Consider the following 23,254-nt stretch of genomic DNA (forward strand, 5'->3'; position numbering starts at 1 on the left):
CAAACTCAGGTTTGGTCGTTCCGCCGCGCGGTATCGCCCTCGAAGCCGTAACGCCAATAGGCGACGACAAGGTGCGCGTCGCGCGCCAGCTTCCGGTCCTGCCGGAGGTAGGAGCGGATGGCGCGGAAGCTCTTGTGTTCGCAGCCGACCCAGGCGAAGACGCTGCGGTCGTCTTCGGGCAAAGGCACGTTCCGGACCGCGTCCTGAAGCAAAGTCGATTTGCCTGGCGCGACGCCATTCCTATGCAGCCATTTTATATCAAGCGTGGCCTGCGAAAGCAGCTTTTGCTCCTCGTCGCCATCAGCGACTTCGATGCGGACGACGGCGTGCACGCCTGCCGGCAGCGCCTCCACTATGCGGCCGATCGCGGGCAGGGCGGTCTCGTCGCCGGCAAGCAGGCACCAGTCGGCTTTGGGCACGTGGCCGCCGCCCGGCCCGGTCATCCCGACGATGTCGCCGATGCGTGCATTGGCCGCAAAGCGCGCGCCGGGCATACCGTCGCCATCATGCAACACGAAGTCGATATCGACCTCTCCCTTTTCGACGTCGATGCGGCGGATCGTGTAGACGCGCACGTCCGGTCGTCGTTCCGCTTCGGGCCATACCGGACGGCCGTCCACGCCGGTGACTGGCCAGGCGGGTACGGCGCCATCCCTGGGAAGCAGCAGACGGACATGAAGCCCGCCCGTCGCGAAGCGCCGCAGGTCGTTTCCGGCCAGGGTCAACCGCCGCATATGTGGCGTCACATTGGCGGTCTGCACAACGCGCATCTCGCGGAAATAGGGTAGCGGCTGGCCCGCCGCTCCATCGCCCTGCCAAACGATGCTGGGGCTCTCCGCCGCTGCGAAATGCAGCAGATGCTCGGCGATGGAGAGCTTCACATAGGCGAGGGACGTCTCGTCCCTGCCTTCGGCAAAAACCTTCAGGCAGCGTTGGCAGGCCTCCATGCTGGCTGAGCCGAAGGCCGTGTCGATGCGGCTGCAGGCGCCGTCGACGGCGACATCGCCATGATCGGCAAAATGCGCGCAAAGCCGCTTCATGATGTCTTGCGGACAAGACAGCACGATTTCAGCGGATGCCTTGAGGTTCCTCGGCATTTCAACCATGGCGTGGCACTCCTTTTGCGAGCAGATGGACGAGATAAGGTCCGCCAAGCAATGAGGCGAACAGGCCGGCTGGGAGTTCGTATGGAAAAGCCACCATGCGCGACAGCCAATCCGACACGATCATCAGCAGCGCGCCGACCAGGACCGCGCCGGCGAGGTGAAGGCGGGCGCGGGTAAAGCCGATCAGCCGTGCAAGGTGTGGCGCGATGAGGCCGACGAAGCTCAGCGGTCCGACGAACATTGCGGCAAGCGCGGTCAGGAGTGCGGCGAGAACGATCAGCGTCAGCCGACCGCCCGCAATTGGCAGGCCCAGTCCGCGTGCGGTATCTTCGCCGAGCGGCAGGATATCGAGCCAGCGGGCGGCGAGAAACAGCGGCAATGTCAACAGCATCAGGCAAACGATCATGACCCAGGCATCGAGGCCGGTCGCCTGACTGGTCGAACCGCTGAGCCAGCGCAGCAGGACATAGGACTGCGTATTTCCCATGGCGATCGTTGCGGTGATTACGGCGCTGCACAGCGCGCTCATCGCGATGCCGGCAAGCAGCAACCGCTCGGAGCCGAATTTCGCCCGTGCGGCGATGGCCAGCATGGCGATCAGCACCGCCAGCGAGCCGAAAACTGACCCGGCGAGCTGCCGGCAAGCCCCGCCGTCGCACTGACCATCAACACCGCTGTCAGGCCGGCGCCGGCTCCGGTGCCGACACCCAGCACCTCGGGGCTTGCTAATGGATTGCCGGTGATCCGCTGGATAACGACGCCCGCCACCGCCAGCATGGCGCCGGCGGCTGCTGCCACACCGATCCGTGGTGCGCGCCAGGCGGCGAGATCGGCCAGCATATCGCCACTGGCGATCGACCAGCCCGCTGGACCGCGCCCGAGGACAAGCGCCACCACCGCCGCGACAAGGGTCAGCAGAAGCAGCAGCAGGATGATGAACCGGCCGGCCTTGCGCGGAGATGTGCCTGATGTGCCGAGGTTCGGCCATTCGAGCAAGCGCAGCCTCGGCAGCAGCCAGAGCAGAACCGGGCCGCCGAGAAGCGCGGTGCCGGCGCCGGTCGGAATGCGTTCGCCACCGGCGCCAGCCGCCAGCTGTACCAGCCCATCCGTCAGCCACAGCAGGATGGCACCGATCAAAGGTGCGGCCAGCAGCTTTTGCCCTAGCGAACGCGCGCCTGAAAGCATGGCGAGCGCGGGTGCTGCAAGGCCGACGAAGCCGATGACGCCGACCTCGGCGGCCACGGTGGTCGCCATCCACACGGCGAGCGCAATGACGAGGAAGCGGCTGGTGTGACGCGCTATGCCGAGACTGCGCGCCGAGGCCTCGTCAAGGCCAAGGATCGTCAGCGGCCTGAGCAGCAGCAGGGCGGCGCCGGCTCCGACCGCCAGCCTGGTCGACAGGGCGATGGTCGGGCCCCAATCCTGCTGGACCAGCGATCCGCCGCCCCAGATGAACAGCGAGAACAGATAGTCGCCATTGGCGAGGATCAGGGCGGCGCTGATGGCGCTCGCGGTGAGCGCCACCATCATTCCGGCAAGCACGACGGAGACGGGCTCAAGCCCGCGCCGCCAGGTCAGCGACAGAACCAGCAGCACCGCGGCGATGCCGCCGGCAAAGGCGACCGGCCCTTGTGACCGTTCCATCAGGAACGGCGCGTAGACGGAGGCGGCCGTCATGGCGAGTTGCGCGCCGGCCGAAATGCCGAGCGTCGACGGTTCGGCCAGCGGGTTGCGCAGCACACGCTGCAGCAAAAGGCCGGACAGGCCGAGAACGGCGCCGGCCAGCACCGCCGCTGCCGCGCGCGGCAGCGTGCTGTAGAAAAGGATGACATGATCGAGGTTGACGCCGTCGCTCGTCGGCGCGGTCGGCCACTGCGTGCTGATGCGCCATGCGAACAGCAGCGCCGCCACCGCCGCGAGGAGGCCCCAGAGCGCGATCGGCGACAGCGCACGGCCAGCCGTGGCGCGCTCGGTCATGGCGCGGTCAGCCATGACCGGCCAGGGCCGCCGTCGCCAGCCATGCGAAGCGGCGTGCCGAGGGCAGGCAGCCGAAGTGATTGATGGGCTCAAGCAGGGCGACACGGCCCTCGCGGACAGCCGGCAGGGCATTCCACAGCGCATTCTCGGGAAGCGCGCGGCCGACATCGGCCGGCAGCGGCGAAACGACGAGGATCGAAGCGTCGGGAACGCGCGCCAGCGCCTCCAGCCCGACCGGAGCAGCGGCGCTGTAGCTCGTCTCGTCGGTCCAGGCATTCTTGATGCCGAGACGCCGTAGCACGTCGCCGAACATGGAATCCCGGCCAAAGGCGCGGAAATGGCGTGAATCGCCCAGGCTGATAACGAAGACCGGCCGCCTGGAGTCAGCCGGCAGAGTAGCGCGCAATCGCGTGATTTCGACTGATGTCTCGTCGACGTAGCGTTTCGCTTCGGCCTGTCGTCCGAGCTTTTCGCCAAGCGCCAGCGTTGCCGCTTCGGCGAGCGCGTAGGGTGGCACGCCAGGCGCGTAGACCGTTTGCGCAAAGACCGGCGCGATGCGCTCGAGCATCGGGCGCTGGTATTCGTAGAAACTGGAGATGGCGATAAGGTCCGGCGCGACGATGCGCAGCAGTTCGTAATTGGGCGTGCCGCGCAGCCCGAGATCGGTCACCGATCGCGGCATCTCGGGTTCTACCGCCAGCTTGCGAAACTGGATCAGTTCGGTCGCCGCGACCGGTTCGATGCCAAGCGCGATCAAGGTTTCCAGCATGCCCCAGTCGATCGCCGCCACGCGCAGCGGCGCAGCCCTGGCGGCAATCGGCGGCAGCATGGCCGCCATGCCAAGCGCGAGCACCCGCCGCCGGTTGGGGAAGAGGTGGATCATCACCAGGGTCTACAGCCGATAGCTACCAAGTCGTGTGGGCCTTCAGCTTGAACGACCGGCCTTCGCCATAGGAACAGGTCAGGGTCGTCTGGCAGCTTGCCACGTATGTCTTGTCGAAGAGATTGGTGATGTTGAGGTCGACGCCCCAGTTCTCCTTCTCGTAGCCGAGCTTCAAATCGGCCAGCGTGACGGCCGGCACCTTCGCCGTGTTCTCGTTGTCGGCCCATGAGGAGCCGAGGTGACGCACGCCGGCGCCAATCGAGACGCCGTCATACCAGTCGCCGCGGAAAGTATAGTCGACGGATGCGGAGACCATGAGTTCGGGCACGATGAAAGGTGTCTTGCCGATCAGCGCCGGGTTGGTGTCCTTGGTGATCTCGAGGTCATAGGCGGTGAAAGCACCCGTCACCCGCAAATCCTCGGTGATATTTACCTTGCCCTCGAGCTCCACGCCGCGCGAGCGCACCTCGCCCCTCTGAACCTGAGCAAAGGGATTGTCCGGACTTGCGACGGCCACGTTCTGACGGGTGAGGTCGAACACCGACAGGGTGAACAGGCCATCGACGAAGGTCGGCTCATATTTGACGCCAACCTCGTATTGCACGCCCTCTTCAGGTTTGAACAGATCGCCATTTGCGTCGGTACCGATGATCGGATTAAAGAATGTGGCGATGCTGGCATAGGGGGTGATGCCGTTGTCGAACTCATAGGCGAGACCAGCGCGGCCGGAGAAATCGCCAACGTTGCTGCTCTGTGAGCTGGAAGTCGCCGAGTAGTAGGTCGGGCCGTTATCGGCGCTAAGCCAGCCCCAGTCGTAGCGGCCGTTCAGCGTCACCAGCCAGCCATCGCCGAAGCGGAGCTGGTCCTGCGCATAGAAGCCGAGCTGTTTCTGCGTCAGGTCCTGGTTGAGATAGCTGACGCGAGGCGTTAGCGGCGAACCATAGACGGGATCGAATGCATCGATCGGTGGAGTCGTCCCAAATAGGGCCGACGACTGGACCTGGTCGATGTTGTAATATTTGTAGTCGATACCGGCCAGCAGCGTATGTTCGATCGCGCCGGTCTCAAATTTGCCTTCGATCTGGAGGTCCGACAGGAATGTCATGACATCGGTATCGTGGCCGAAATTGATGCGATCCAGTTCCGTCGCGCTCGCCCAGCCGTTGGGGTAGACGCTGGCCTCGTCGATGGATGCCGCGCCGAAGCGCGTGTTGGAGCGCACCGTCCAGTCATTGTCGAAGGTGTGCTCGAACTCGTAGCCGATCGAGCCCTGTTCGCGCTTATAGAGATCGATGCTCGGCTCAGTGAAATTGGCGTCGGGATCGATGCGGCCATAGTTCACGCCGTCGACGACCCGGTCCACCACTGTGCCAATGTAGGGCAGGAAATTGCCGCCATTGTGGTTCTCGTCGATATGGCTGAAATTCGCGAGCACCGTCAGCCGGGTCTGATCGTCGGGCTGCCAGGTGATGCTCGGCGAGATGAAGCCGCGCCAGCCGTCCTGCAGGTCGCTATAGGTGTCGCCGCCGGCGACGCGGCCGTTGACGCGATAGCTGACCACGCCGTCGCTGGCCACGTCGCCGACGTCGAAGCCGAGATAGGCCCTACCGGCGTCGTTGACGCCGGTTTCGACATAGCGCTGCCTGCCGTCGGGACGCTTGCTGACATAGTTGACGATGCCGCCCGGATTGCTGCCGCCATAGAGCACCGAGGCCGGACCTTTCAGCACTTCGATGCGCTCGATCCCGAAGGAATCGACGTAAAATCCACCGAATCCATAGCTGAACAGCTGCAGGCCATCCATGTAGACGCCGGTGTCCGTCGCTTGGAAGCCACGGATGAAAATCCAGTTGGTATCGCTGTCGGGACCGAAGGGCTGCGTGAAAACGCCGGCCGTATATCGCAGCGACTCGTCTATCTTCTGCGCGCCCTGATCGTCGATTTCCTGCCGTCCGATCACCGAGACGAATTGCGGGATCTCGGTGAGTTTGGTCGCGGTCTTGGACCCGGTCTTTGTCTCCTTGGCCACGACGCCGTCGACAGGTCCGGTCGCGCTGTCGCCGGCCTCGCCCTCGACCACCACGGGCTCGAGCTGGGTGTTGTTTTGCTGAGCGAACGCGCTCACGGACGGGATCAAAGCGAGGGCGGCGCCCGCCAACAGCGGCTTCATCCGGCAGATTCTGTTCATTAAGGCAACCCCAGGGTTCTCGAACGTATATACCTGACTGTTTACCTCAGCTTATGTCGGGGTCATTGGACGGATTTGCGCGGTTTGTCGGTTTTTGTCCCAAAAGGCCGATATTGCGATTTCATGCTGCGGAAAAGCGCGTCGCGTCTGATGAGATTGATGCGACGCGCTTAAGTTCTTGTTTTATGCATGTCGTCATCCCAAAACCGCTGCGCACTTTTGGGCGACATGCATTGGCGCCCACCGGCACTCTTCATCCACGCACCAGGCGTCAATCCGACGACGGATTTGAACACTCGCGTCAGATGGGCCTGATCGAAAAAGCCGGTTGCTTCCGCGATATCGCCGAGTGAGGCGGATTCATGCGCCATCATTGTCTGAATTTTTCGAACCCGTGCCTGCATCTGCCAACGGTGCGGCGGTATACCCGTAGCCGCCTTGAACGCGTGGCTAGTTGCGGTTTCCGATAGGCCGGTCAGCGCGGCCAGATCGGCGAGACGGATCTTGCCCAGGCAATGCGCGTCGATGTAGTCGGTGACCAGGCGCAGTTTTCGACGAGACAGCGGCGTGCGGCGCCGCTGTCCGCCCGGTTGGCCGATCTCGAAAAGTCCGGCGAACAATGCGTTGAGCAAGCCCTCGCCGTAGAGATCGTGCATCGGCTGGCCGCTGTTGCATTCGGCCGCGATCAGGCCGGCAAGCATGGCGATCCGGTCGTCGCGAAACTGAAACCGCGACACATGCAAGGCGTCGCGGTCCAGGCTGCCGCCGAAGCGGCGCGTCAGCGCTGCCTCGTCAAAATGCAGATCGAGATGCTTGATGCGGCGCAGGCCCTCGACCCTGCCTCTGATGGGGACCCCGGCCGGTATATAGGCCATCGAAAATGCCCGGTCGTGACGGCGTAATTCGCCCTGCGAACCCTCGACGAAAAAGGCGCCGTCGCCATCGACATCCAGCGTGACAAAGAGCCGAGGGTCGGGAGAGACATAGTAGCCTCCCGCATTCGCTCCGCACGCAACGTCCCAGAGGTCGGCGACGACGCCGTCCCAGACATGCCCTTTCAGGCCGCCAATAACGGAAAAACCCTGGATGCGACTTTCCATGCGTGGAGCGAAGGTCACTTCCCGTTTCCCTGTGATTGCATGATCTCTCGGCCTTGATATATTTCATGATGAAAATTATCAAGTTTATAGAGACAGCAGCGGGCAAGCGGTCCGAGGTTTGGCGAAAGCCGAAGCGACATTCGATCTCCCCCGCAAAGGCGAAATCGGCAGCTTCGCCGATGGCGAGCTTTTGGGACTCTAATTTCGCGCTGCTTCGAGACGCGCGCGAAATTCCTCGAGCTCCGCTTCGGCAATGGCTGCCACTTCGGTCTCGCCTGGATAGCTTCCACCGGCGACCTCCTTGCGGAAGCCCGACAGCGCCTCGAGCCGCGCGTCCCTGACGGATTGGTGCAAGGCGGCCAGATTGCCCCACGCACGGGCGTGGCGCGGCAGGCGAGTGCTCTCGCCGCAAATGTCCGAGGTGAACAGGAAGATGACGTCTGCCTCGGTGCCCGAGCCGAGCGACACCGTGACCAGCGAGGTGCGGCGGTTGATCTCGGCCATCACCTCGGCCGCAATGATTTCGCATTCGACGGCGAAGGCACCGGCATCCTCCAGCAGCCGGAAGCGATCCCACAATTCCAATGCCTCTACGGCGGTCTTGCCTACCGCCCGGATGCCGCCGACCCAGGTGGATTTGCGCGGCACGAAGCCGAGATGCCCCATGACCGGAATCTGTTCATCGGCGAGCAGCCGGACGCTGTCATAGCCGCGCCCGGTGATCACCGCATCGGCGCCTGATGTGACGGCGTCGAAGGCCGTGCGCAGGATCTCGTCGCCGGTGATGGCGTCGGCGAAGCCGAGGGCAGCGGTGACGAAGACGCGGCGCGATCCCTCGCGCACGCGCAAAACGTTGGCGGCGCGGCAGACGACCATCTCGACGCCGGCGGCCTCGGCGGCGGCGGCCTCTTCCGCCGTCTCCGCCGTCACCTGTGCGACATGGCGCCCGGTTCCCTTCAGCGCGCGCAGGTCCGCGACGGTTACGCTGCGCTCGGCCTCGCGGCCGCCGAAATCGAAGATGCGCGGCATCTCAGCCTTTCAGCTTCTTGGCGTAGTAGTCCGGCGCCACCACGCCAGGCTTGGAGAACCAGGCCGGCACGTCGACGCCGGAATAGAGCAGGATGTTGCCCCACGGATCGAAGGCGCCGGTGCGCACGATGACTTTGGCCTTAGCCGCCATCTCGCTGAGGATGGTCTCGTGCTCAGTGGTTTCGAAATCGGCGTCGGGGAACAGCCGCTTCAGCTTGGCCAGCAGCGGCGCATTGTGCACCGGCAGCGTGTCGGCATAGCCGACGCGCTCGGCGATGAAGCTGGCGGCGATCGGCGCCAGCACGGTTTCGAGGTCCGGCACGTCAGGCGAGATGGCGAGATCGATGCGCCAGGCGCTTGACGGAATCGGAAAACCCGCATCGCAGACGATCATCAGGTCGCCATGGCCCATCGAGGCGATGGCGTGCGCCAGTTCGGCATTGAGCAGCCGGTTTCGGTTCATGTCGGTTCCTTCCATGTTGTCTTCAGGGCTTGGGCATAGAGCGCGTCTGCCTTGGCCCGCTGAGGTAGGCCGGGAATAACGCCGAGTTCGGTGCAGGCGATCGCGCCGCAGACGACGCCGAAGCGGACCGCGTCGATGATGCCGCGGCCTTCGGCCAGCGCCACCGCGAAGCCAGAGTTGAACGCATCGCCGGCGCCCGTCGTATCGACCACCGTGACTGGCACCGCCGGCACCATCACGTCGAGTTCGTCGGTCAGGATCAGCGCGCCGCTGCGGCCGAGCGTCACCACGACGTTGCCGACACCGCGGCGGCGCAATTCGCCGGCGAGTTCGCGCGATGAGCGCGGATCGTCAGCCGGCAGGCCGAGCAGAATGCGCAATTCGCTCTCGTTCGGCGTCAGATAGTCGACGGAGGCGAAGATCGCGTCGGGAAGCTGGCGTGCCGGTGCGGGATTGAGGATGGTGCGGGCGCCATGCTTGCGGCCGAGCTCCATGGCGCGGGCGGCGGCGGCGATCGGCACTTCCAGCACGGTCATGACGACGTCGCTCTCGGCGATGCGCAGGTCCGCCGTTTCGACGGTCGTGGCGTCCATCAATTCATTGGCGCCCATGTCGAGGATGATGAAATTCTCGCCCTTGTCGTTGAGGATGATGAAGCCGACGCCGGTGGCGCGCTCGGCGCGCGTCGTCACCAGGCTCGAATCCACCCCTTCGGCGGCGTAGAGATCGGTGGCGATGCCGGCCAGCTTGTCGGTGCCGATGATTGCGAGCAGCGACGAAGCGGCGCCCAGCCTTGCGGTGGCGACGGCCTGGTTCGAACCCTTGCCGCCCGGACCCATGTCGAAATCGGTGCCAAGCATGGTCTCGCCGAAGATCGGCAGTTTTGGCGCCCGCATGGTCAGCCCGACCGCGAAACTGCCGACGATTGTGATTTTGGGCGTGATCTTGGGTGTGGTCATCAATGCCTCGTTCGGGGCCTCATTCAGGACGCCATGGCGCGCGCCAGGATCGCTTCCTCGTTGATGCCAGCGCCGATCAGTTCGCCCGAGATCCGGCCGTTGCGCAGCACCAGAACGCGTTCGGCGTTCATGATCAATTCCGGAATCTCCGACGAGATCATGACCACCGCCACGCCTTCGCCGGCAATGCCACGCAAGATGGCGTAGATTTCTGCCTTGGCGCCGACATCGACGCCGCGCGTCGGTTCGTGCAGGATCAGCACGCGCGGGTTGGTGACGAGGCTGCGTCCGAGGATGATCTTCTGCTGGTTGCCGCCGGACAATGTCGCCAGTTTCTGGCCAAGATGTGAAATGCGCGCGTCGAGCCGGGCGACCTGCGCGCGGGCCTCGCGACGGACCGCGCCGCGCCGCATGAAGCCGGCAAGCGAAAAGCGCGGCAGCGAGGCCGAGACGACATTGTTGGCGACGCTCATCGCCAACAGCGCGCCGGCGCCGCGCCGGTCCGCCGGCACCAGCGCCATGCCGTTGCGGATCGAGGCGTGCGGATCGGCGGCGCGCAATTCCTCGCCGTCGATGGTGATGCGGCCGCTGCGGCCGCACAGGCCGAACAGCGCTTCGCCAAGCGTGTCCTTGCCGGAATCCGGCAGGCCGCCAATGCCGAGGATTTCGCCCGCGCGGGCATCAAAACTCAACTCATCCAGCCCAAGGGCTGTCAGCTTCTCGACGGACAGCACGATCGGCGCGCCATCCGACCGCGCCTCGGGCTGCAACGACCACTGCGCCGCCGTGTCGAGATCGCGGCCGACCATGGCGCGGATCAGCCGGTCTTCCGACAGGCCGTCATTGTCCAGCGTCTCGATGGTGCGGCCGTCGCGCATCACCGTGATGCGGTCGGCAAGGTCGAGCACTTCCTTCAGATGATGCGAGACGTAGATGACGGTGACGCCTTCGCCGCGCAATTGCCTGATAATGTCGAATAGCCGCTCGCTCTCGCGTTTGGAAAGCGCGGAATTGGGTTCGTCGAGGACGAGCACGCGGGCGCGCTGGCGGATGGCGCCGGCAATCTCGACAAGCTGCATCTCGGCGACGGAAAGCCGACCGACCCTGGTGTCGGCATCGAGCTTACCCATGCCGAGGCGGGACAAGGCCACGCGCGCCTCGCGCCGCATCGCGTCACGCGGCACCAACGACGCGGCCGAGCGCGCCGCCATGTCCGACATCATGATGTTGTCGGCGATGGTCAGCGTCGGGCAGAGCGCCAGTTCCTGGTAGACGACGGTGATGCCGGCGGCCCGACTGGCCAGCGGCGAGGCGATGGTTGCCTGCTTGCCGTCGATGCGGATTTCGCCGCTGTTCGGCTGCAGGTCGCCGGCAAGGATGTTCATCAAGGTCGATTTGCCGGCGCCGTTCTCGCCGACGACGGCGTGCACTTCGCCGGGACGAAAGTCGATGGAAATACGGTCGAGCGCCAGCACCCCGGGGAACCGCTTGGTCAGGCCGGAGATTTCGACGATGGGGGTAGGGGGCTGTTGCTCTGTCATTGGCTGGCTGAACGAAGAGCCGCCGACCCCAAGGCCGGCAGCCCTCGTCACGCTGGCTTGTTACTTCTTGGCGACCTCGGCGATGTTTTCCTTGGTGTAGACGCCGACGCCGGTGTCGAGATTTTCGATTGGCTGACCCTTGAGGAACTGGACAATCAGGTCGACGGCGGCGAAGCCCTGCTTCTCCGGTGCCTGGTCGATCGTCGCCTCGACATTGCCGTCCTGGACAAGCTGCACCGTCTGGTCGAGCAGGTCGAAGCCGACCACCTTGACCTTGTCGGCGGCGTTGTTGCGCTCGACCCAGGTGCCGGCGGCCGGCGTCGAGCAGCATTCGAGCGACAGCACGCCCGAGATCGCCGGATTGGCCAGCATGGCGTTCTCGATCGCGGCATAGATCTTCTGCGGGTCGGTCCCGGTGTTGAGTGTTGAGACCACCTCGATGCCGGGCTCGGCGGTAAGCGCCTCGCGCGCACCTTTTTCGCGGTCGAGCGACCACTGGGCGGCGGCGTCGATCGTGGTGATCATCACCTTGCCCTTGCCGCCTAGTACCTTAGCCATCAGCTTGCCGGCTTCACGACCCGACTGGACGAGATCCTGGCCGGCGAAGGCGAGACGCTTGCTCTCCGGATTGTCGGTGTTGAAGGTCACGACCGGGATGCCGGCGGCGATGACGCGGTCGATCAGTGGCGCCAGCGCGTCGGTCGAAACCGAGGAGATCGCCAGGCCATCCATCTTGCCCATCAGCGTTTCGATCTCGCTGATCTGGCCGTCGGCGTCAGCGCCGACGGGACCGATGAATTGAGCGTTGACCTTGTCCTCCTTGGCGGCGCGCTCGACGCCGGCCTTCATGAACGGCGCGAATTCGTTGGAGACGTCGTGGTAGGAGACGTAGATGTCGAGCGGCGCGCCGGCGGCGATCTTGGCCTTGATACGCTCGGCCAACGCGAAATCGGTCAGCTTGGCGCCGGCATGGGCCGACAGCGGCAGCAGGCTGAGTGCGGCTGCGAGAATGATATGTCTGAGTTTCATGGATAGTCCTCCCTTGTTTGGCCTTTTGGCGGCCTGTTGGTTTGGCCTGTTGCTTGGTTATTGCTGTTTTCAGCTCGGCCGGCGCGTGCTCCATTTGTCGATGCCGACCGCTATGATGATGACCAGACCGATCATCAGTTCCTGCACGAAGGGCGATACGCCCATCAGCACCAGCCCGTTGCGCATGACGCCGATGATCAGCACGCCGAGAATGGTGCCGAGGATCGTGCCTTCGCCGCCCGACAGCGAGGCGCCGCCGACGATGGTCGCGGCGATGACGTCGAGCTCCAGGCCGAGACCGGTGCGTCCGGCCTGACCGCTCGGCAGGAAGGCCAGGCTCAAAATGCCGGCGAAGGCGGCCAGCACGCCCATCAGCACGAAAGCGCAGATCTTGACCGAATTGACGGAAATGCCTGAGACGCGCGCGGCCTTGGCGCTGCCGCCGACGGCGTAGACGCGGAAACCGAAATTGGAGAAGGACAGCACCACCCAGGCAAGTGCTGCGATGATGATGAAAAACACCAGCTGCATCGGGATAATGCTGAACAGATAGCCTTGGCCCATGAAGCCGAAGGTCTGCAGGACCTCGGGCAGGGCGCCGTTGCGGGCGTTCACCGTCACCGGCTGGCCGTTGGTCAGGATGAGGGCGGCACCGCGCACGATGGAGAGCATGCCAAGTGTCGCGATCAGCGAGGGCAGCCGGCCATAGGTGGAAAGCACGCCGTTGACGAGCCCTATGGCGACGCCGGTGAGCAGGCCGACGCCTATCGCCGGCAGCAGCGCCCAGCCGGCGATGATCAGCATGCCGGTGGCGAGGCCGGAGAATGCGTAGGTAGAACCGACCGACAGGTCGACCTCGCCGGCAATCAGCACGAATGTCATGCCGACCGCCATGATCCCAAGCAACGAGATCTGGCGACCGACATTGAGCAGGTTCAGCGATGTCAGGAACCCGTCGGTGGCGAAGGACAAAAACAGGCACAGCACGAGCAGGGCGATGAACACGCCCGCCTCACGCGCCCGCAACAGCCGCGCCAACGTCAATCGGTCCGTGGCTGGCGCGCGCGCGCCGGTCCTGACCGCATCGGCCATACAGCATCCTCCCTGTACGTGGCGAACGGCCGGTCACGACCGGCGCCGCCACTCTTCTCCCGTTCCATCATCGACCCGTACCGAGCTCGTGCCCGGGCCGATGCATGAGAGTCAATCATCCCGAACAGAATCAGGATGCGGCTCTATCTCCCTGCTTTTCAACGATCTTTCCGATCATGGTGGGCGTGATTTCTCGCACCCGCTTTTGACGTCAGGACGCCTTGCGGAACGAACCGGCAGGCACCTTGCGCAACTCGTCGTAATTTCCGTATTCGCGCACCTTCTTGAACGGCGCGTTTTCGACAGCGTTGTAGGAGCAGATATAGCCCCAGCGATAGGTATCCGAGCGATTGGCATCCGAGCGGTGCAGCAGATTGCCGTCGAAGATCAGCGCGTCGCCGGCTTCCATCTCGACATAGATATGCTCGTAGCGCTTCAGCGCGGCCTCCAGATGCTCCTGCTCGACATTGGTCTGATCGTTCTCGCGGATGTGGTTGAGGCGGCCGAGCTTGTGCGAACCCTTGAGCACCTGCAGGCAGCCATTCTCGCGGGTCGCCTTGTCGAGCGCGACATAGATGCTCATCATCTCCGGCGCGAGGCAGCCGTAATTGTACCAGTAGCCGAAATCCTGGTGCCATTCCCAGGCGCCGCCCTCATTGGGCTGCTTCATCGTCATCTTGTGGCTGTAGAGATAGATCGGTTTGCCGACGGCATCCTCGGCGAGATCGACCATGCGCTCGTCGCGCGCCAATAGACCATATTTGTCGTCCTCGGCCTTGGTCCACATCTTCAGGAGGGTGGTCTTGCCTTCCTTGTCGCCCTTGGCCATGACGGCGCCGCTCTTGGTCTCGGCCTCCAGCTGCTTGCGTGCGTGGTCACGAAAATCGTCCACCTCGGCCACACTCAGCAGCCTCTTGCGGATAATGTACCCGTCGCTGATGTAACGTTCCGTTTCTTCCTTGGTCATCGCGAGCATCGTCTTGCCTCCCTGGTCTTCGCGAACGGGCCCTCAGCGGCGCAACGCGCCTTGAAGGCGTTGGGAAGAGCGAGGTCTCGAATGCCGACCTCGCCTGCCTCTTGAGAACGACCATAGCGGCGCCTGGCAGGGAACGAAATGGACAGCATCGCGCATTTTTTATATAAAACGCGCATGCGGGCAAGAACGTCGGTTCTCGAGAGTTTCCACTATGTGCCGGCCTCCGGATGGACACGCACGGCGTTCAGCGTGCTGCGCGCCGGCAAGGTCGCCGCGGCGCCGGATTACCGGATAGAACGCGCGGCCTATCCCGGCCAGGACATCCTCTATTGCCTGTCGGGCCGGGGCGTCGTGGAGACGCTGGGGCAGCGGCTCGATGTATGGCCGGGCCAACTGGTGTGGATGGCCAACGAGGCGCCGCATGTCCATGCCGCCGACGAGCACGATCCGTGGAGCCTGCTCTGGTTCAGGCTCGACGGGCCGGACCCGGCAGTCCTGCGGCGCAAGCTGTTCGGCGAGGGCACCTTACGGACCATGTTCGCGGAGGCCATGAGCCCGGTTCCGTGGTTCGAGCGGCTGTTCGCCGCGCTGCGGCGGCGCGACGCTAGTCTCGACCTCAGACTCAACCAGTTGGTCGCCGAATTCGTGCTTCTGGTCGACCGGGCGCTCGCAGGCGGCGGCACCGATGATCTGCCGAAGCCGCTTGCCGCTGCCCTGGACGCCATGCGCGCAGAACCCGGATTTGCCTGGACCGCGCCTGACCTGATCGCTGTTACCGGGCTCGGACCCTCTCAGATCCGGCGGCTGTTCCAAAAACATCTGCGGACAAGCCCGCACCAATGGCTGATGCGCGAGCGGCTGATGCAGGCGCAATCGCTGCTGGTGCAGAGCGACCAAAAACTGGCCGAGATCGCCGAGGCCTGCGGCTTCTGCGACGTCTATCATTTCGGGCGTGAGTTCAAGCGTTCGGTGGGAATCTCCCCGGCCGCCTGGCGCCGCAGCGAGTTGAGCGCCGGACCGGGACATTAGAGCGCTTTTGCGTTTGAACTCTTCGTCGCATTTGTCGGACGCCCAACGAGACGTTTGGCTGCCGACGCGGTGGGCGTCCTGCCGCTTTCCGAACGGTGCTACTCGATAAGCAGCAAGCCGCGCTTTTTGTCGCCGTCGCTATCGATTGTGTCCATGGCTGAGAACAGGCGCTCTCGCTCGATCAGCCAGGGCCTGTAGTCCTCGTTTACGTCGAGCACGAAGACCATGTCCTCGGCCTCCAGATACCCTCCGACCGGGGAAAAATGGCCAACGCCGGCGCCGAAAATCTTCTCACGGGTGAAGTTGACGATGTAGCGGCGGCCGGGATCGTTGGCGCGCTTCATGTGCTCGCGAAACGCATCGGCGCTCAGATCCCGAAGCACGGAAACCTTCCGCTTGGTGTTCGTTCGAGCGACCTCGGCAAGCTCGTCCAGCGTGAGCCCGATGATGCAGAAGCCTGTCCAGCACTTTCCCGTTCCCGCGAGGACTTCGGCTTCGGTTGTCTCTTCCTCGCCGATGGAGCGGAATGTGTTTGCGATACTTGCCGGGCCGCACCTCGAGCCGTTCGATTGCCATATGACGTCGGCGTTGAAGGTGGCAGCCACGGGCAGCTTCCAGGCGCTGTCGATCAATTCAGGGGTGCGGATAACCGATGACTGGATCGCGTCTTGCGAAACTCTGGACTGACCAGCAATCAAAATTGCAGCGCCGCCCAGCAGACCGACGACGGCGATCACAATCACACCGAAAGCGAGACTGCGCTTCATTGCTGAACCTCTCGGCAGGCAGCAATCGGACAATGAAGAAAAGCCACCGCAACGTCAATCAGGCGCCACATCCCGCCAATCAACCATTGTCTGGCACAGATCCCTCAGAACGGCCGGGCCTTCACAGCACCTTCTGCCGGAACTTCGAATGACAGCTTGAGCAATCCTGCAGGATAAGATGCAGGAGGTGCTCGGCGGGAGTGCTGGCAGGATCGGCTCGCGCCACTGCCGGCCGCTTGCCAAGCAGGCTGCCGCCGTCCATCGCCGGGCTGGAACCCATCCTCATGTCGTCGGTAATGCTGGCGGGCGCCCGCTCGGCCTTGGCGGCAAGCGTGGTCGCCAGCGTCCCGATGTGACGGGCCAGCGCCTCGAATTCCGAACGGGCATGATCGATTTCCAACCTGGCACCCGAAGGCGCCCCCAATGTCGCGCTGGGAAATTCCGCAATGAGCGCAGGGCCGGTGCGGGCGCGAATGGTTCCGGCTGCCGCCTTGAAGGCCGCGGCGTCATAGGCCAGCTTGCCATCGAACATCCCGGCGATCGTTTTCGCGGCGGTAGCCATCTCCTTCATCGAGGCCTGGCGCGAGGCGATGATTGGGTCAGGTCCGGCGGCTGCCATCACCGCAGAGGCACAGGCAAGCGACAGCATCGCTGCGGCGGCGGTCCATTTCACTGAACCATGCCTTCTCCCGCCAGTTCGTCGATGATCGGGCAGTCCGGCCGCTCATCGCCATGGCAGTGCTCGACCAGGTGATGCAACAGGCCGCGCAATCCCATCAGTTCGGCGATCTTCCTGTCGATCTCCTGCAGCTTGGCCCCGGCGATAGCTTTGACGTCGGCGCTCTCGCGGTCCTTATCCTGGTACAGCGAAAGCAACTGGCGGCACTCGTCGACCGAAAAACCCAGGCTGCGCGAGCGCTGCAGAAACCGCAAGCGGTGGATGTCGTCTGCCGAATAGTCACGATAGCCATTCTCCGTCCGGGCCGGGCGCAAAAGCCCGATGTCCTCGTAATAGCGTATCGTCTTGGACGGCAGGCCGGATTTTTCGGAAGCGACGCCAATGTTCATGATGAAAATCTCCGTTCGCAAAGAAAATAGACCTTCCAGCAACTGGAAGGTCAAGTGCCAGGGTGATTTTCACGCGTTGCGGCCCGTTCGGGAGGAGGATGACGAGACGCGGTATCGTAACCAGGGTCGTTAGCACGCCTGCAGTAGTTCCAGAGTCGGCTCAAGCCCTATCTATTCACGCGGCGGATCCTCGCTAAAGCGAATGTGTTAGCGAAGGCCAAGGAAGCTGAGTATCGCGATTACGATAACAACGGCCCCAACCAGCCAGATGATATTGTTCATGACAGTTCTCCTTTGTCTCTGCCGCGAGCCTTGTGGCAGCTGGCCATAATTTATAGCGAACGCCCTCACGGCGTTCTCGTTCCAAAACTGGCGCTTCAAGCCGGCAACTGTTCTTGGGATCGGGAAAGCCCGCGCCTCTGGAGGAGCGCGGGCCGACCGGAGTACGGGCCCCGATCCAGCAGCCAATATCCGGGAGATATTCGCTGTCATCCTACAACTGTTAGTACGCGCTAATGTTCCGCCCATGCAGAAAAAGTCCGTGAGGATCGGACGTATGGCGCCTCGGCCGTGCTCGAATCTTGCCGGAATTGAGGGCTCTCCGGTGGACACCTCTCTGGTGGGGCATATGTTTCTAGTGCGGCGCACAGCAGTATCGCCAGGCAACAGTGCATGCCGGATTTCGGGATGAAACCAGTTTGCGGAAACGTTTGTCGAACAACGCTCGAAACCTGATGCCCAACATCTGGTGCCGATGAGCAAACACCTCCGGCGGCACTTTACACCGTGCACGCGCCGAGGAGACAGAATATGCCGGCCAAAGCCTATATCAACCGGATCGCGACAGCGGTGCCGGAGCATGAGGTTTATCGATTCTATCTGCGTTTCGCGGCTTCCATGCTTGCGGCCGATCGCCGAAGAATTTTCGAACGCATGGCCGATCTTGCCGGCATCGAGCGCCGGTATTCCTGTTTTGCACCTGCCGGCGATCCCGAGGGACTAACTGCCGATCTTGCCGGGACTTTTATCCGGGGCGCCTTTCCTGGAACGGCCGAGAGAATGGCAATGTTCTGTCATGCCGCACCTGTTCTGGCGCAAAAATGCGTCGACGGTTTGCGGCTTGGTGACGGCGCTTCCCGCATCACCCATCTCATCGTCACCACCTGCACCGGTTTTTCGGCGCCCGGCATCGACCTGGAGCTGGTTGCGCGATGCGGCCTGTCGGACAGGGTCGAACGCACGATGATCGGTTTTATGGGGTGCTACGCGGCGATCAACGGCCTCAAGCTTGCCCGCCACATCGTCCGCTCCGATCCGCACGGCAAGGTCCTCCTGGTCAATATCGAACTCTGCACGCTGCACCTGCGCGAAACCACCGAGCTGGAGAAGCTGCTGTCGTTCTGCCTCTGGGGCGACGGCTGTGCGGCCGCACTCGTCACCGCTGAGCCTCCCGGCATCGAGCTTGACAGCTTTCACTGTGTCGTGGCCCACGAAAAGCGGGATCTGATGAGCTGGAGCATTGGCGACCACGGCTTCGACATGGTTCTTTCCGGACAGGTCCCGGCAGCGATTCATGACGCATTGCGGACCAACCGGGACGCCATCCTCGGCGGCCGGACGACGGAAGCGATCGGCCTTTGGGCCGTGCACCCCGGTGGACGTTCGGTTCTCGACGCTGTCGAGAGGGCTCTGAAGCTCGCGCCCACCGCCCTGGAACCATCGCGTGAGGTGTTGCGCCGGTTTGGAAACATGTCGTCCGCGACCGTCATGTTCGTGATGAAGGAAATGTTGAAGGCGCCGCCGGGCCTGCTCGGCTGCGGCATGTCTTTCGGACCCGGGCTGACGGCCGAAACCATGCTTTTTCGAACTGTGTCATGAGCGGCCTGGAGCACCGCCAGCTTGAGCCGGAAATCCTCGACGGGCTTGCGGCCGACGATTCGCGAGCACTTGCCGCACGCCGCGATCTCCGTCGGATCAACGCGCTGATGTTTCAGACGAAGATCATGGCGTCGCTGCTCAGGAAATTTGTGCCAAGACCGCCACGTCGCATTCTGGAGATCGGCGCCGGCGATGGCAAATTCATGCTGGCGGTAGCGCGGCGCATGGTTGGGCAATGGCCTGGGGTCGAATTGGTAATGCTCGACCGCGTCGACCTTATCACCGCGCAATTGCGTGGTGATTTCGACAGGCTGGGATGGGCGGTCGAAGGCGTCGCCGCCGATGTCTTCGACTGGGCCAGAAACAATGAGGACACGCGGTTCGACGCGATCACCGTCAATCTGTTTTTGCATCATTTCCACGATGCCGAGCTCGTGCGTCTGTTTTCGCTGATGGCGCCGAAAGCGCCGTTGCTGTTGGCGACTGAGCCGTCGCGGACGAAACTGGCACTTGCTGCAACCCGTCTTCTCCCGGCAATCGGCGCCAATGACGTCACCAGAAACGACGCGGCTCAAAGCGTGCGCGCCGGCTTTCGCGGCAGCGAGCTTTCCGGTCTCTGGCGGGCAGTAAACGGCAAACCGCTCGAGGAACGGCGTGCCGGCCTTTTTTCCCACATTTTCGTCGGCGCCAGCGCGGGTGACGACCCATGACGCGGTTCCGTGACGCGATCATCATAGGCGCCGGCCCGGCGGGCACATCCGTCGCGCTTACGCTGGCCCGGTGCGGATGGGCCGTGGCCATTGTGGAAAAGAGCGCGTTCCCGCGGCGCAAGGTCTGCGGCGAATACATGTCGGCAAGCAATCTTGCGCTTCTGGACCAGTTGGGGATAGGCGATGCCTGGCGTGCCAGTGCCGGCCCCGAAATCCACCGTGTCGGCTTCTTTTCCGGCGAGACCTGCGTCGAGGCGCCGATGCCTCGCGCAAGGAATGGAGTTTCTGCAAGGCCCGGCTTCGGCCGGGCGCTTGGCCGGGACATTCTCGACTGTCTGCTTTTGCAGGCGGCGGGGTCGGCGGGCGTCGAAATCTTTCAGCCTTGCCGCGCCGTCGCCATCGATCGGGCTGGCGAAATGCAAACGGTGCGAATTCAAGCCGGAGACGAAACGACAACATTGCATGCGCCGGTGATTGTGGCCGCACATGGCTCCTGGGAACCCGGACCGCTGCCCAGCCAGCTCGGAAAGAGCAACCGCCCTTCGGACCTGCTCGGCTTCAAGGCGCATTTCACCGGATCGTCGCTGGCGCCTGATCTGATGCCTCTGCTGGTGTTTCCGGGCGGTTATGGCGGCATGGTCTCGGCGGACCATGGCCGGCTGTCGATCTCGTGCTGTATTCGACGCGACATGCTCGCGCGGTTGCGCAAACAGCGTCGCCCCAAACACCACAGCCACGCGTCGGCCGCCGACGCGGTCTGCCGTCATCTGATGGAATCGTGCCGGGGCGTCAGGGATGTCCTGGAGTCGGCTCACCCCGACGGTCCGTGGCTTGCCGCAGGTCCGATCCGGCCGGGAATTCGCTCCTGCTACGAACGGGACATCTTTCGCGTCGGCAATGCAGCCGGAGAGTCTCATCCTGTTATCGCCGAGGGCATCTCGATGGCTCTTCAGTCAGGCTGGCTGCTGGCGTCGGAACTTGCCTGCGCGCCAAAGGGTCGTGCAGGGCGCGAGGCTGCCGGCAGACGCTACGAGGCGGTCTGGAAAAGACTGTTTTCAACCCGGGTCCACGCCGCTGCAGCTATCGCCGGAATTGCGCTTCGCCCCGGTAGCGCCAGCTTGATGGCGGCAATTGTCCGGAATTTCCCGCAGGCACTGACATGGGGTGCGCAACTAAGCGGAAAGACAAAGCCGGTTCCCGGCTTTGTCTAATGGCGGTTCAAACGGCAATGCTGGCGCAAACCGCAAATGGGCGCGTTTTTTTTCGGTGTCGATGGAACAACAACCGCCGGTCGCGGTTGGGAACACAGTCGTTCTACTCCAGCGACTATGGAGCCGTTCGCACGGCTCGGACAAAGGCCCCGCGCTTCCTCCCCGCGGGGTCTTTTCCTGTCTGAAGACTGGGACATTCGCTACCGACGGCCCCAACCTTAAAATCATTGTGTCGAGGAACTAGCTGCGGCCGTGGAGCGCTGCCGTTCATGGCTCGTCGATATCTTGTTTCGAGGGATTACGTGCGAGAGCGCGTTCCTCCTCGTCGTCCGGCAGCGCCTCGTCGCTGTCCTGGTACGGATTGTCGTCGTCTTCCTCCGGCAGCTCACCCTCTTTCTCGAGGTCATAACGGATGTCGCCGTTTCCCGGCACGCTGTCTGGTAGAATTTTGCCGCCTTTGATCGCGTCCCAATCCTGCTGTTCGATTGTCGGGCCTTCGGACGGATCGTCGGGTTTTCTGCGCGGTGCCATAGAAGCTCTCCTCTGCTTATGTGGATCACATGCCTAACTCCGCGGCCCGCTGCGTAGTTCCTCGACCGAACCGGCAGGGCCATTTTGCGTCCATCCCTCGGCTGTCCCGCCGGCGCGGCCATCCAACCACCGACACGTGCCGCAAGACCGGCCAGCAAGCGGCTTTGAACTTGCGTGGTATCTAATATAAGAGCACACTTCAAAAACGGGTGGAGGGGAAACAGCTCAGAAAAAGCAATAGGGAGGAAAGCCATGAACAGCATGAGCCTCACCACGCTTGAACGCGGCAAGACGACAGTTGATGCCGCGGCCCTGGAGGCGCTTTCGGTGCAGTTGCGCGGCACCGTGCTGAGGGAAGGTGACGCAGCCTATGACGACGCACGCAGCATCTGGAATGCCATGATCGACCGGCGACCGGGGCTGATCGTGCGCTGCGCCGGCGCTGCCGACGTCATCGCCTCGGTGAATTTTGCCAGGGAAAACCGGCTTCTTGTCGCGGTCCGCGGCGGTGGCCACAACATCGCCGGCAGTGCCGTCTGCGACGGCGGCCTGATGATCGATCTGTCGTCGATGAAGTCGGTGCGGGTCGATCCGGCGACGCGGCGGGCATGGGTGGAGCCTGGAGCAACGCTCGCCGATGTAGATGCCGAAACACAGGCGTTCGAACTGGCTGTGCCGACCGGCATCAACTCGACCACCGGCATATCGGGTCTGACACTGGGTGGCGGCTTCGGCTGGATCACGCGGAAATTTGGCCTGACCATCGACAATCTTCTCTGCGCCGATGTGGTTACCGCCGACGGCAAGCTGCTGCGCGCCAGCCAGACCGAAAATCCGGACCTGTTCTGGGCATTGCGCGGCGGCGGCGGCAATTTCGGCATCGTCACGGCGTTCGAGTTCAAGCTCCACCATGTCGGTCCGCAGGTGCTGTCGGGGCTTGTCGTTCACCCCTTCGCCGACGCAGAAAACGTGCTGAGCGAGTACCGGGCAGCACTCGAGACGGCTCCCGACGAACTGACCTGCTGGGTGGTCATGCGGCAGGCGCCGCCGCTGCCGTTCCTGCCGGCCGAATGGCATGGCAAGGAGGTGCTGGTTCTGGCCATGTGCTATTGCGGCGATCTGCGGGAGGGCGAGAGAGCGACGCAAAGGCTTCGCGCCATCGGCACACCGATCGCCGATGTCGTCGCTCCAAATCCGTTCACCGGCTGGCAGCAGGCTTTCGATCCGTTGCTGACGCCCGGTGCCCGCAATTACTGGAAGAGCCACGACTTGACCGCGCTTTCCGATAGTGCCATCGAGGTCGTCACTGCGGCGATATCCAGGCTTCCCGGCCCTGAATGCGAAGTCTTCTTTGGCCATGTCGGCGGTGCCGCGGGCCGCGTGACGCCGGATGCGACAGCGTTTCCGCAGCGTAGCGCGCATTACGTGATGAATGTTCACGCCCGCTGGCGCGAACCGGAAATGGACCGCGCCTGCATCGACTGGGCGCGCGGTGTTTACGAAGCGGTCAGGCCCTATGCCGCCGGCACGGCCTATGTGAACTTCATGCCCGAGGACGAGGTCGACCGGGTCGAGGCAGCCTATGGCGGCAACTATCGGCGGCTTCTGGAAATCAAGCAGCGCTACGACCCGCTGAACCTGTTCCGCATGAACCAGAATTTGCGCCCGGTGGAAAACCTGCGCGCTGCATAGCGTGCGCACGCAATGACAAGGCCCG

General features: G+C 63.5%; 20 protein-coding genes and 1 pseudogene. 5 read left to right on the forward strand and 16 right to left on the reverse strand.

Annotation, left to right across the window (positions count from 1 at the left end; all coding sequences use genetic code 11):
* Positions 1-5: 5 nt before the first annotated feature.
* The 12 genes and pseudogenes from NKH73_RS11675 to NKH73_RS11735 all read right to left on the reverse strand — a co-directional run bounded on the left by NKH73_RS11675 (position 6) and on the right by NKH73_RS11735 (position 14,343).
* A complete protein-coding gene (locus tag NKH73_RS11675) occupies positions 6-1,106 on the reverse strand; it encodes a DUF2218 domain-containing protein (RefSeq protein ID WP_352931388.1) in 1,101 nt (366 codons plus the stop codon).
* Positions 1,099-3,098, reverse strand: a pseudogene (fhuB, locus tag NKH73_RS11685) (Fe(3+)-hydroxamate ABC transporter permease FhuB). Before fhuB ends, NKH73_RS11675 begins: the two are co-directional and overlap by 8 nt.
* Positions 3,091-3,966, reverse strand: a complete 876-nt coding sequence (locus NKH73_RS11690; protein WP_352931393.1) for an iron-siderophore ABC transporter substrate-binding protein — start codon at positions 3,964-3,966, stop codon at positions 3,091-3,093. The pseudogene fhuB and the gene NKH73_RS11690 overlap by 8 nt, the downstream one beginning before the upstream one ends.
* A 22-nt stretch (positions 3,967-3,988) precedes the next feature.
* A complete protein-coding gene (locus NKH73_RS11695) occupies positions 3,989-6,136 on the reverse strand; it encodes a TonB-dependent siderophore receptor (protein WP_352931394.1) in 2,148 nt (715 codons plus the stop codon).
* Positions 6,137-6,324: 188 nt separating this feature from the next.
* Positions 6,325-7,272 carry a helix-turn-helix domain-containing protein gene (locus tag NKH73_RS11700; protein WP_352931396.1) on the reverse strand — a complete coding sequence of 316 codons (948 nt, stop codon included), beginning with the start codon at positions 7,270-7,272 and terminating at the stop codon, positions 6,325-6,327.
* A 180-nt stretch (positions 7,273-7,452) separates the two neighbouring features.
* The gene (locus NKH73_RS11705) at positions 7,453-8,283 is read right to left on the reverse strand and encodes a 3-methyl-2-oxobutanoate hydroxymethyltransferase (RefSeq protein ID WP_352931398.1); all 831 of its coding nucleotides are present in this window, start codon (positions 8,281-8,283) and stop codon (positions 7,453-7,455) included.
* Between the two features lies 1 nt (position 8,284).
* Positions 8,285-8,746, reverse strand: a complete 462-nt coding sequence (gene rbsD / locus NKH73_RS11710) for a D-ribose pyranase (RefSeq protein ID WP_352931400.1) — start codon at positions 8,744-8,746, stop codon at positions 8,285-8,287.
* Positions 8,743-9,705 (reverse strand): ribokinase, encoded by a 963-nt coding sequence (locus tag NKH73_RS11715; protein WP_352931402.1) that lies wholly within the window; start codon positions 9,703-9,705, stop codon positions 8,743-8,745. The genes rbsD and NKH73_RS11715 overlap by 4 nt, the downstream gene beginning before the upstream one ends.
* Positions 9,706-9,728: 23 nt before the next feature.
* Positions 9,729-11,246, reverse strand: a complete 1,518-nt coding sequence (locus NKH73_RS11720; RefSeq protein ID WP_352931404.1) for a sugar ABC transporter ATP-binding protein — start codon at positions 11,244-11,246, stop codon at positions 9,729-9,731.
* Between the two features lie 60 nt (positions 11,247-11,306).
* A complete protein-coding gene (locus NKH73_RS11725) occupies positions 11,307-12,275 on the reverse strand; it encodes a sugar ABC transporter substrate-binding protein (RefSeq protein WP_352931406.1) in 969 nt (322 codons plus the stop codon).
* A gap of 69 nt (positions 12,276-12,344) precedes the next feature.
* Positions 12,345-13,367 (reverse strand): ABC transporter permease, encoded by a 1,023-nt coding sequence (locus NKH73_RS11730; protein WP_352931408.1) that lies wholly within the window; start codon positions 13,365-13,367, stop codon positions 12,345-12,347.
* A 211-nt stretch (positions 13,368-13,578) separates the two neighbouring features.
* Positions 13,579-14,343: a phytanoyl-CoA dioxygenase family protein gene (locus NKH73_RS11735; RefSeq protein WP_352931410.1), complete on the reverse strand. Its 765-nt coding sequence runs from the start codon at positions 14,341-14,343 to the stop codon at positions 13,579-13,581.
* 174 nt (positions 14,344-14,517) lie between these two features.
* Between NKH73_RS11735 and NKH73_RS11740 the strand changes: the two genes are divergently transcribed.
* A complete protein-coding gene (locus tag NKH73_RS11740) occupies positions 14,518-15,372 on the forward strand; it encodes a helix-turn-helix domain-containing protein (RefSeq protein ID WP_352931412.1) in 855 nt (284 codons plus the stop codon).
* A gap of 98 nt (positions 15,373-15,470) precedes the next feature.
* Here NKH73_RS11740 and NKH73_RS11745 read toward each other — a convergent pair whose 3' ends face one another.
* The 3 genes from NKH73_RS11745 to cueR all read right to left on the reverse strand — a co-directional run bounded on the left by NKH73_RS11745 (position 15,471) and on the right by cueR (position 17,207).
* Complete coding sequence (locus NKH73_RS11745; RefSeq protein ID WP_352931414.1) at positions 15,471-16,139, reverse strand: phytochelatin synthase family protein; 669 nt, start codon at positions 16,137-16,139, stop codon at positions 15,471-15,473.
* Positions 16,140-16,260: 121 nt separating this feature from the next.
* Positions 16,261-16,812: a cytochrome c gene (locus NKH73_RS11750; protein WP_352931416.1), complete on the reverse strand. Its 552-nt coding sequence runs from the start codon at positions 16,810-16,812 to the stop codon at positions 16,261-16,263.
* A complete protein-coding gene (gene cueR / locus NKH73_RS11755; protein ID WP_352931418.1) occupies positions 16,809-17,207 on the reverse strand; it encodes a Cu(I)-responsive transcriptional regulator in 399 nt (132 codons plus the stop codon). The genes NKH73_RS11750 and cueR overlap by 4 nt, the downstream gene beginning before the upstream one ends.
* Positions 17,208-18,017: 810 nt before the next feature.
* Between cueR and NKH73_RS11760 the strand changes: the two genes are divergently transcribed.
* From NKH73_RS11760 to NKH73_RS11770, 3 genes are read left to right on the forward strand one after another with little or no spacing between them, the layout of a single operon-like run.
* Entirely contained in the window at positions 18,018-19,085 is a 1,068-nt protein-coding gene (locus NKH73_RS11760; RefSeq protein ID WP_352931420.1) for a type III polyketide synthase, read from the forward strand.
* Complete coding sequence (locus NKH73_RS11765; protein WP_352931422.1) at positions 19,082-19,795, forward strand: methyltransferase domain-containing protein; 714 nt, start codon at positions 19,082-19,084, stop codon at positions 19,793-19,795. Before NKH73_RS11760 ends, NKH73_RS11765 begins: the two co-directional genes overlap by 4 nt.
* Positions 19,792-21,006, forward strand: coding sequence for an NAD(P)/FAD-dependent oxidoreductase (locus NKH73_RS11770; RefSeq protein ID WP_352931424.1), 1,215 nt, complete (start codon positions 19,792-19,794; stop codon positions 21,004-21,006). Before NKH73_RS11765 ends, NKH73_RS11770 begins: the two co-directional genes overlap by 4 nt.
* A 267-nt stretch (positions 21,007-21,273) precedes the next feature.
* Here NKH73_RS11770 and NKH73_RS11775 read toward each other — a convergent pair whose 3' ends face one another.
* Positions 21,274-21,537, reverse strand: a complete 264-nt coding sequence (locus NKH73_RS11775; RefSeq protein ID WP_352931426.1) for a hypothetical protein — start codon at positions 21,535-21,537, stop codon at positions 21,274-21,276.
* 252 nt (positions 21,538-21,789) lie between these two features.
* On the opposite strand from NKH73_RS11775, the gene NKH73_RS11780 reads away from it, so the two are divergent.
* Positions 21,790-23,229, forward strand: a complete 1,440-nt coding sequence (locus tag NKH73_RS11780; protein WP_352931428.1) for an FAD-binding oxidoreductase — start codon at positions 21,790-21,792, stop codon at positions 23,227-23,229.
* The last annotated feature ends 25 nt before the right edge of the window (positions 23,230-23,254 follow it).

This window comes from Mesorhizobium sp. M0938 (genome assembly GCF_040319125.1).
GTDB classification, from domain to species: Bacteria; Pseudomonadota; Alphaproteobacteria; order Rhizobiales; family Rhizobiaceae; genus Mesorhizobium; species Mesorhizobium robiniae.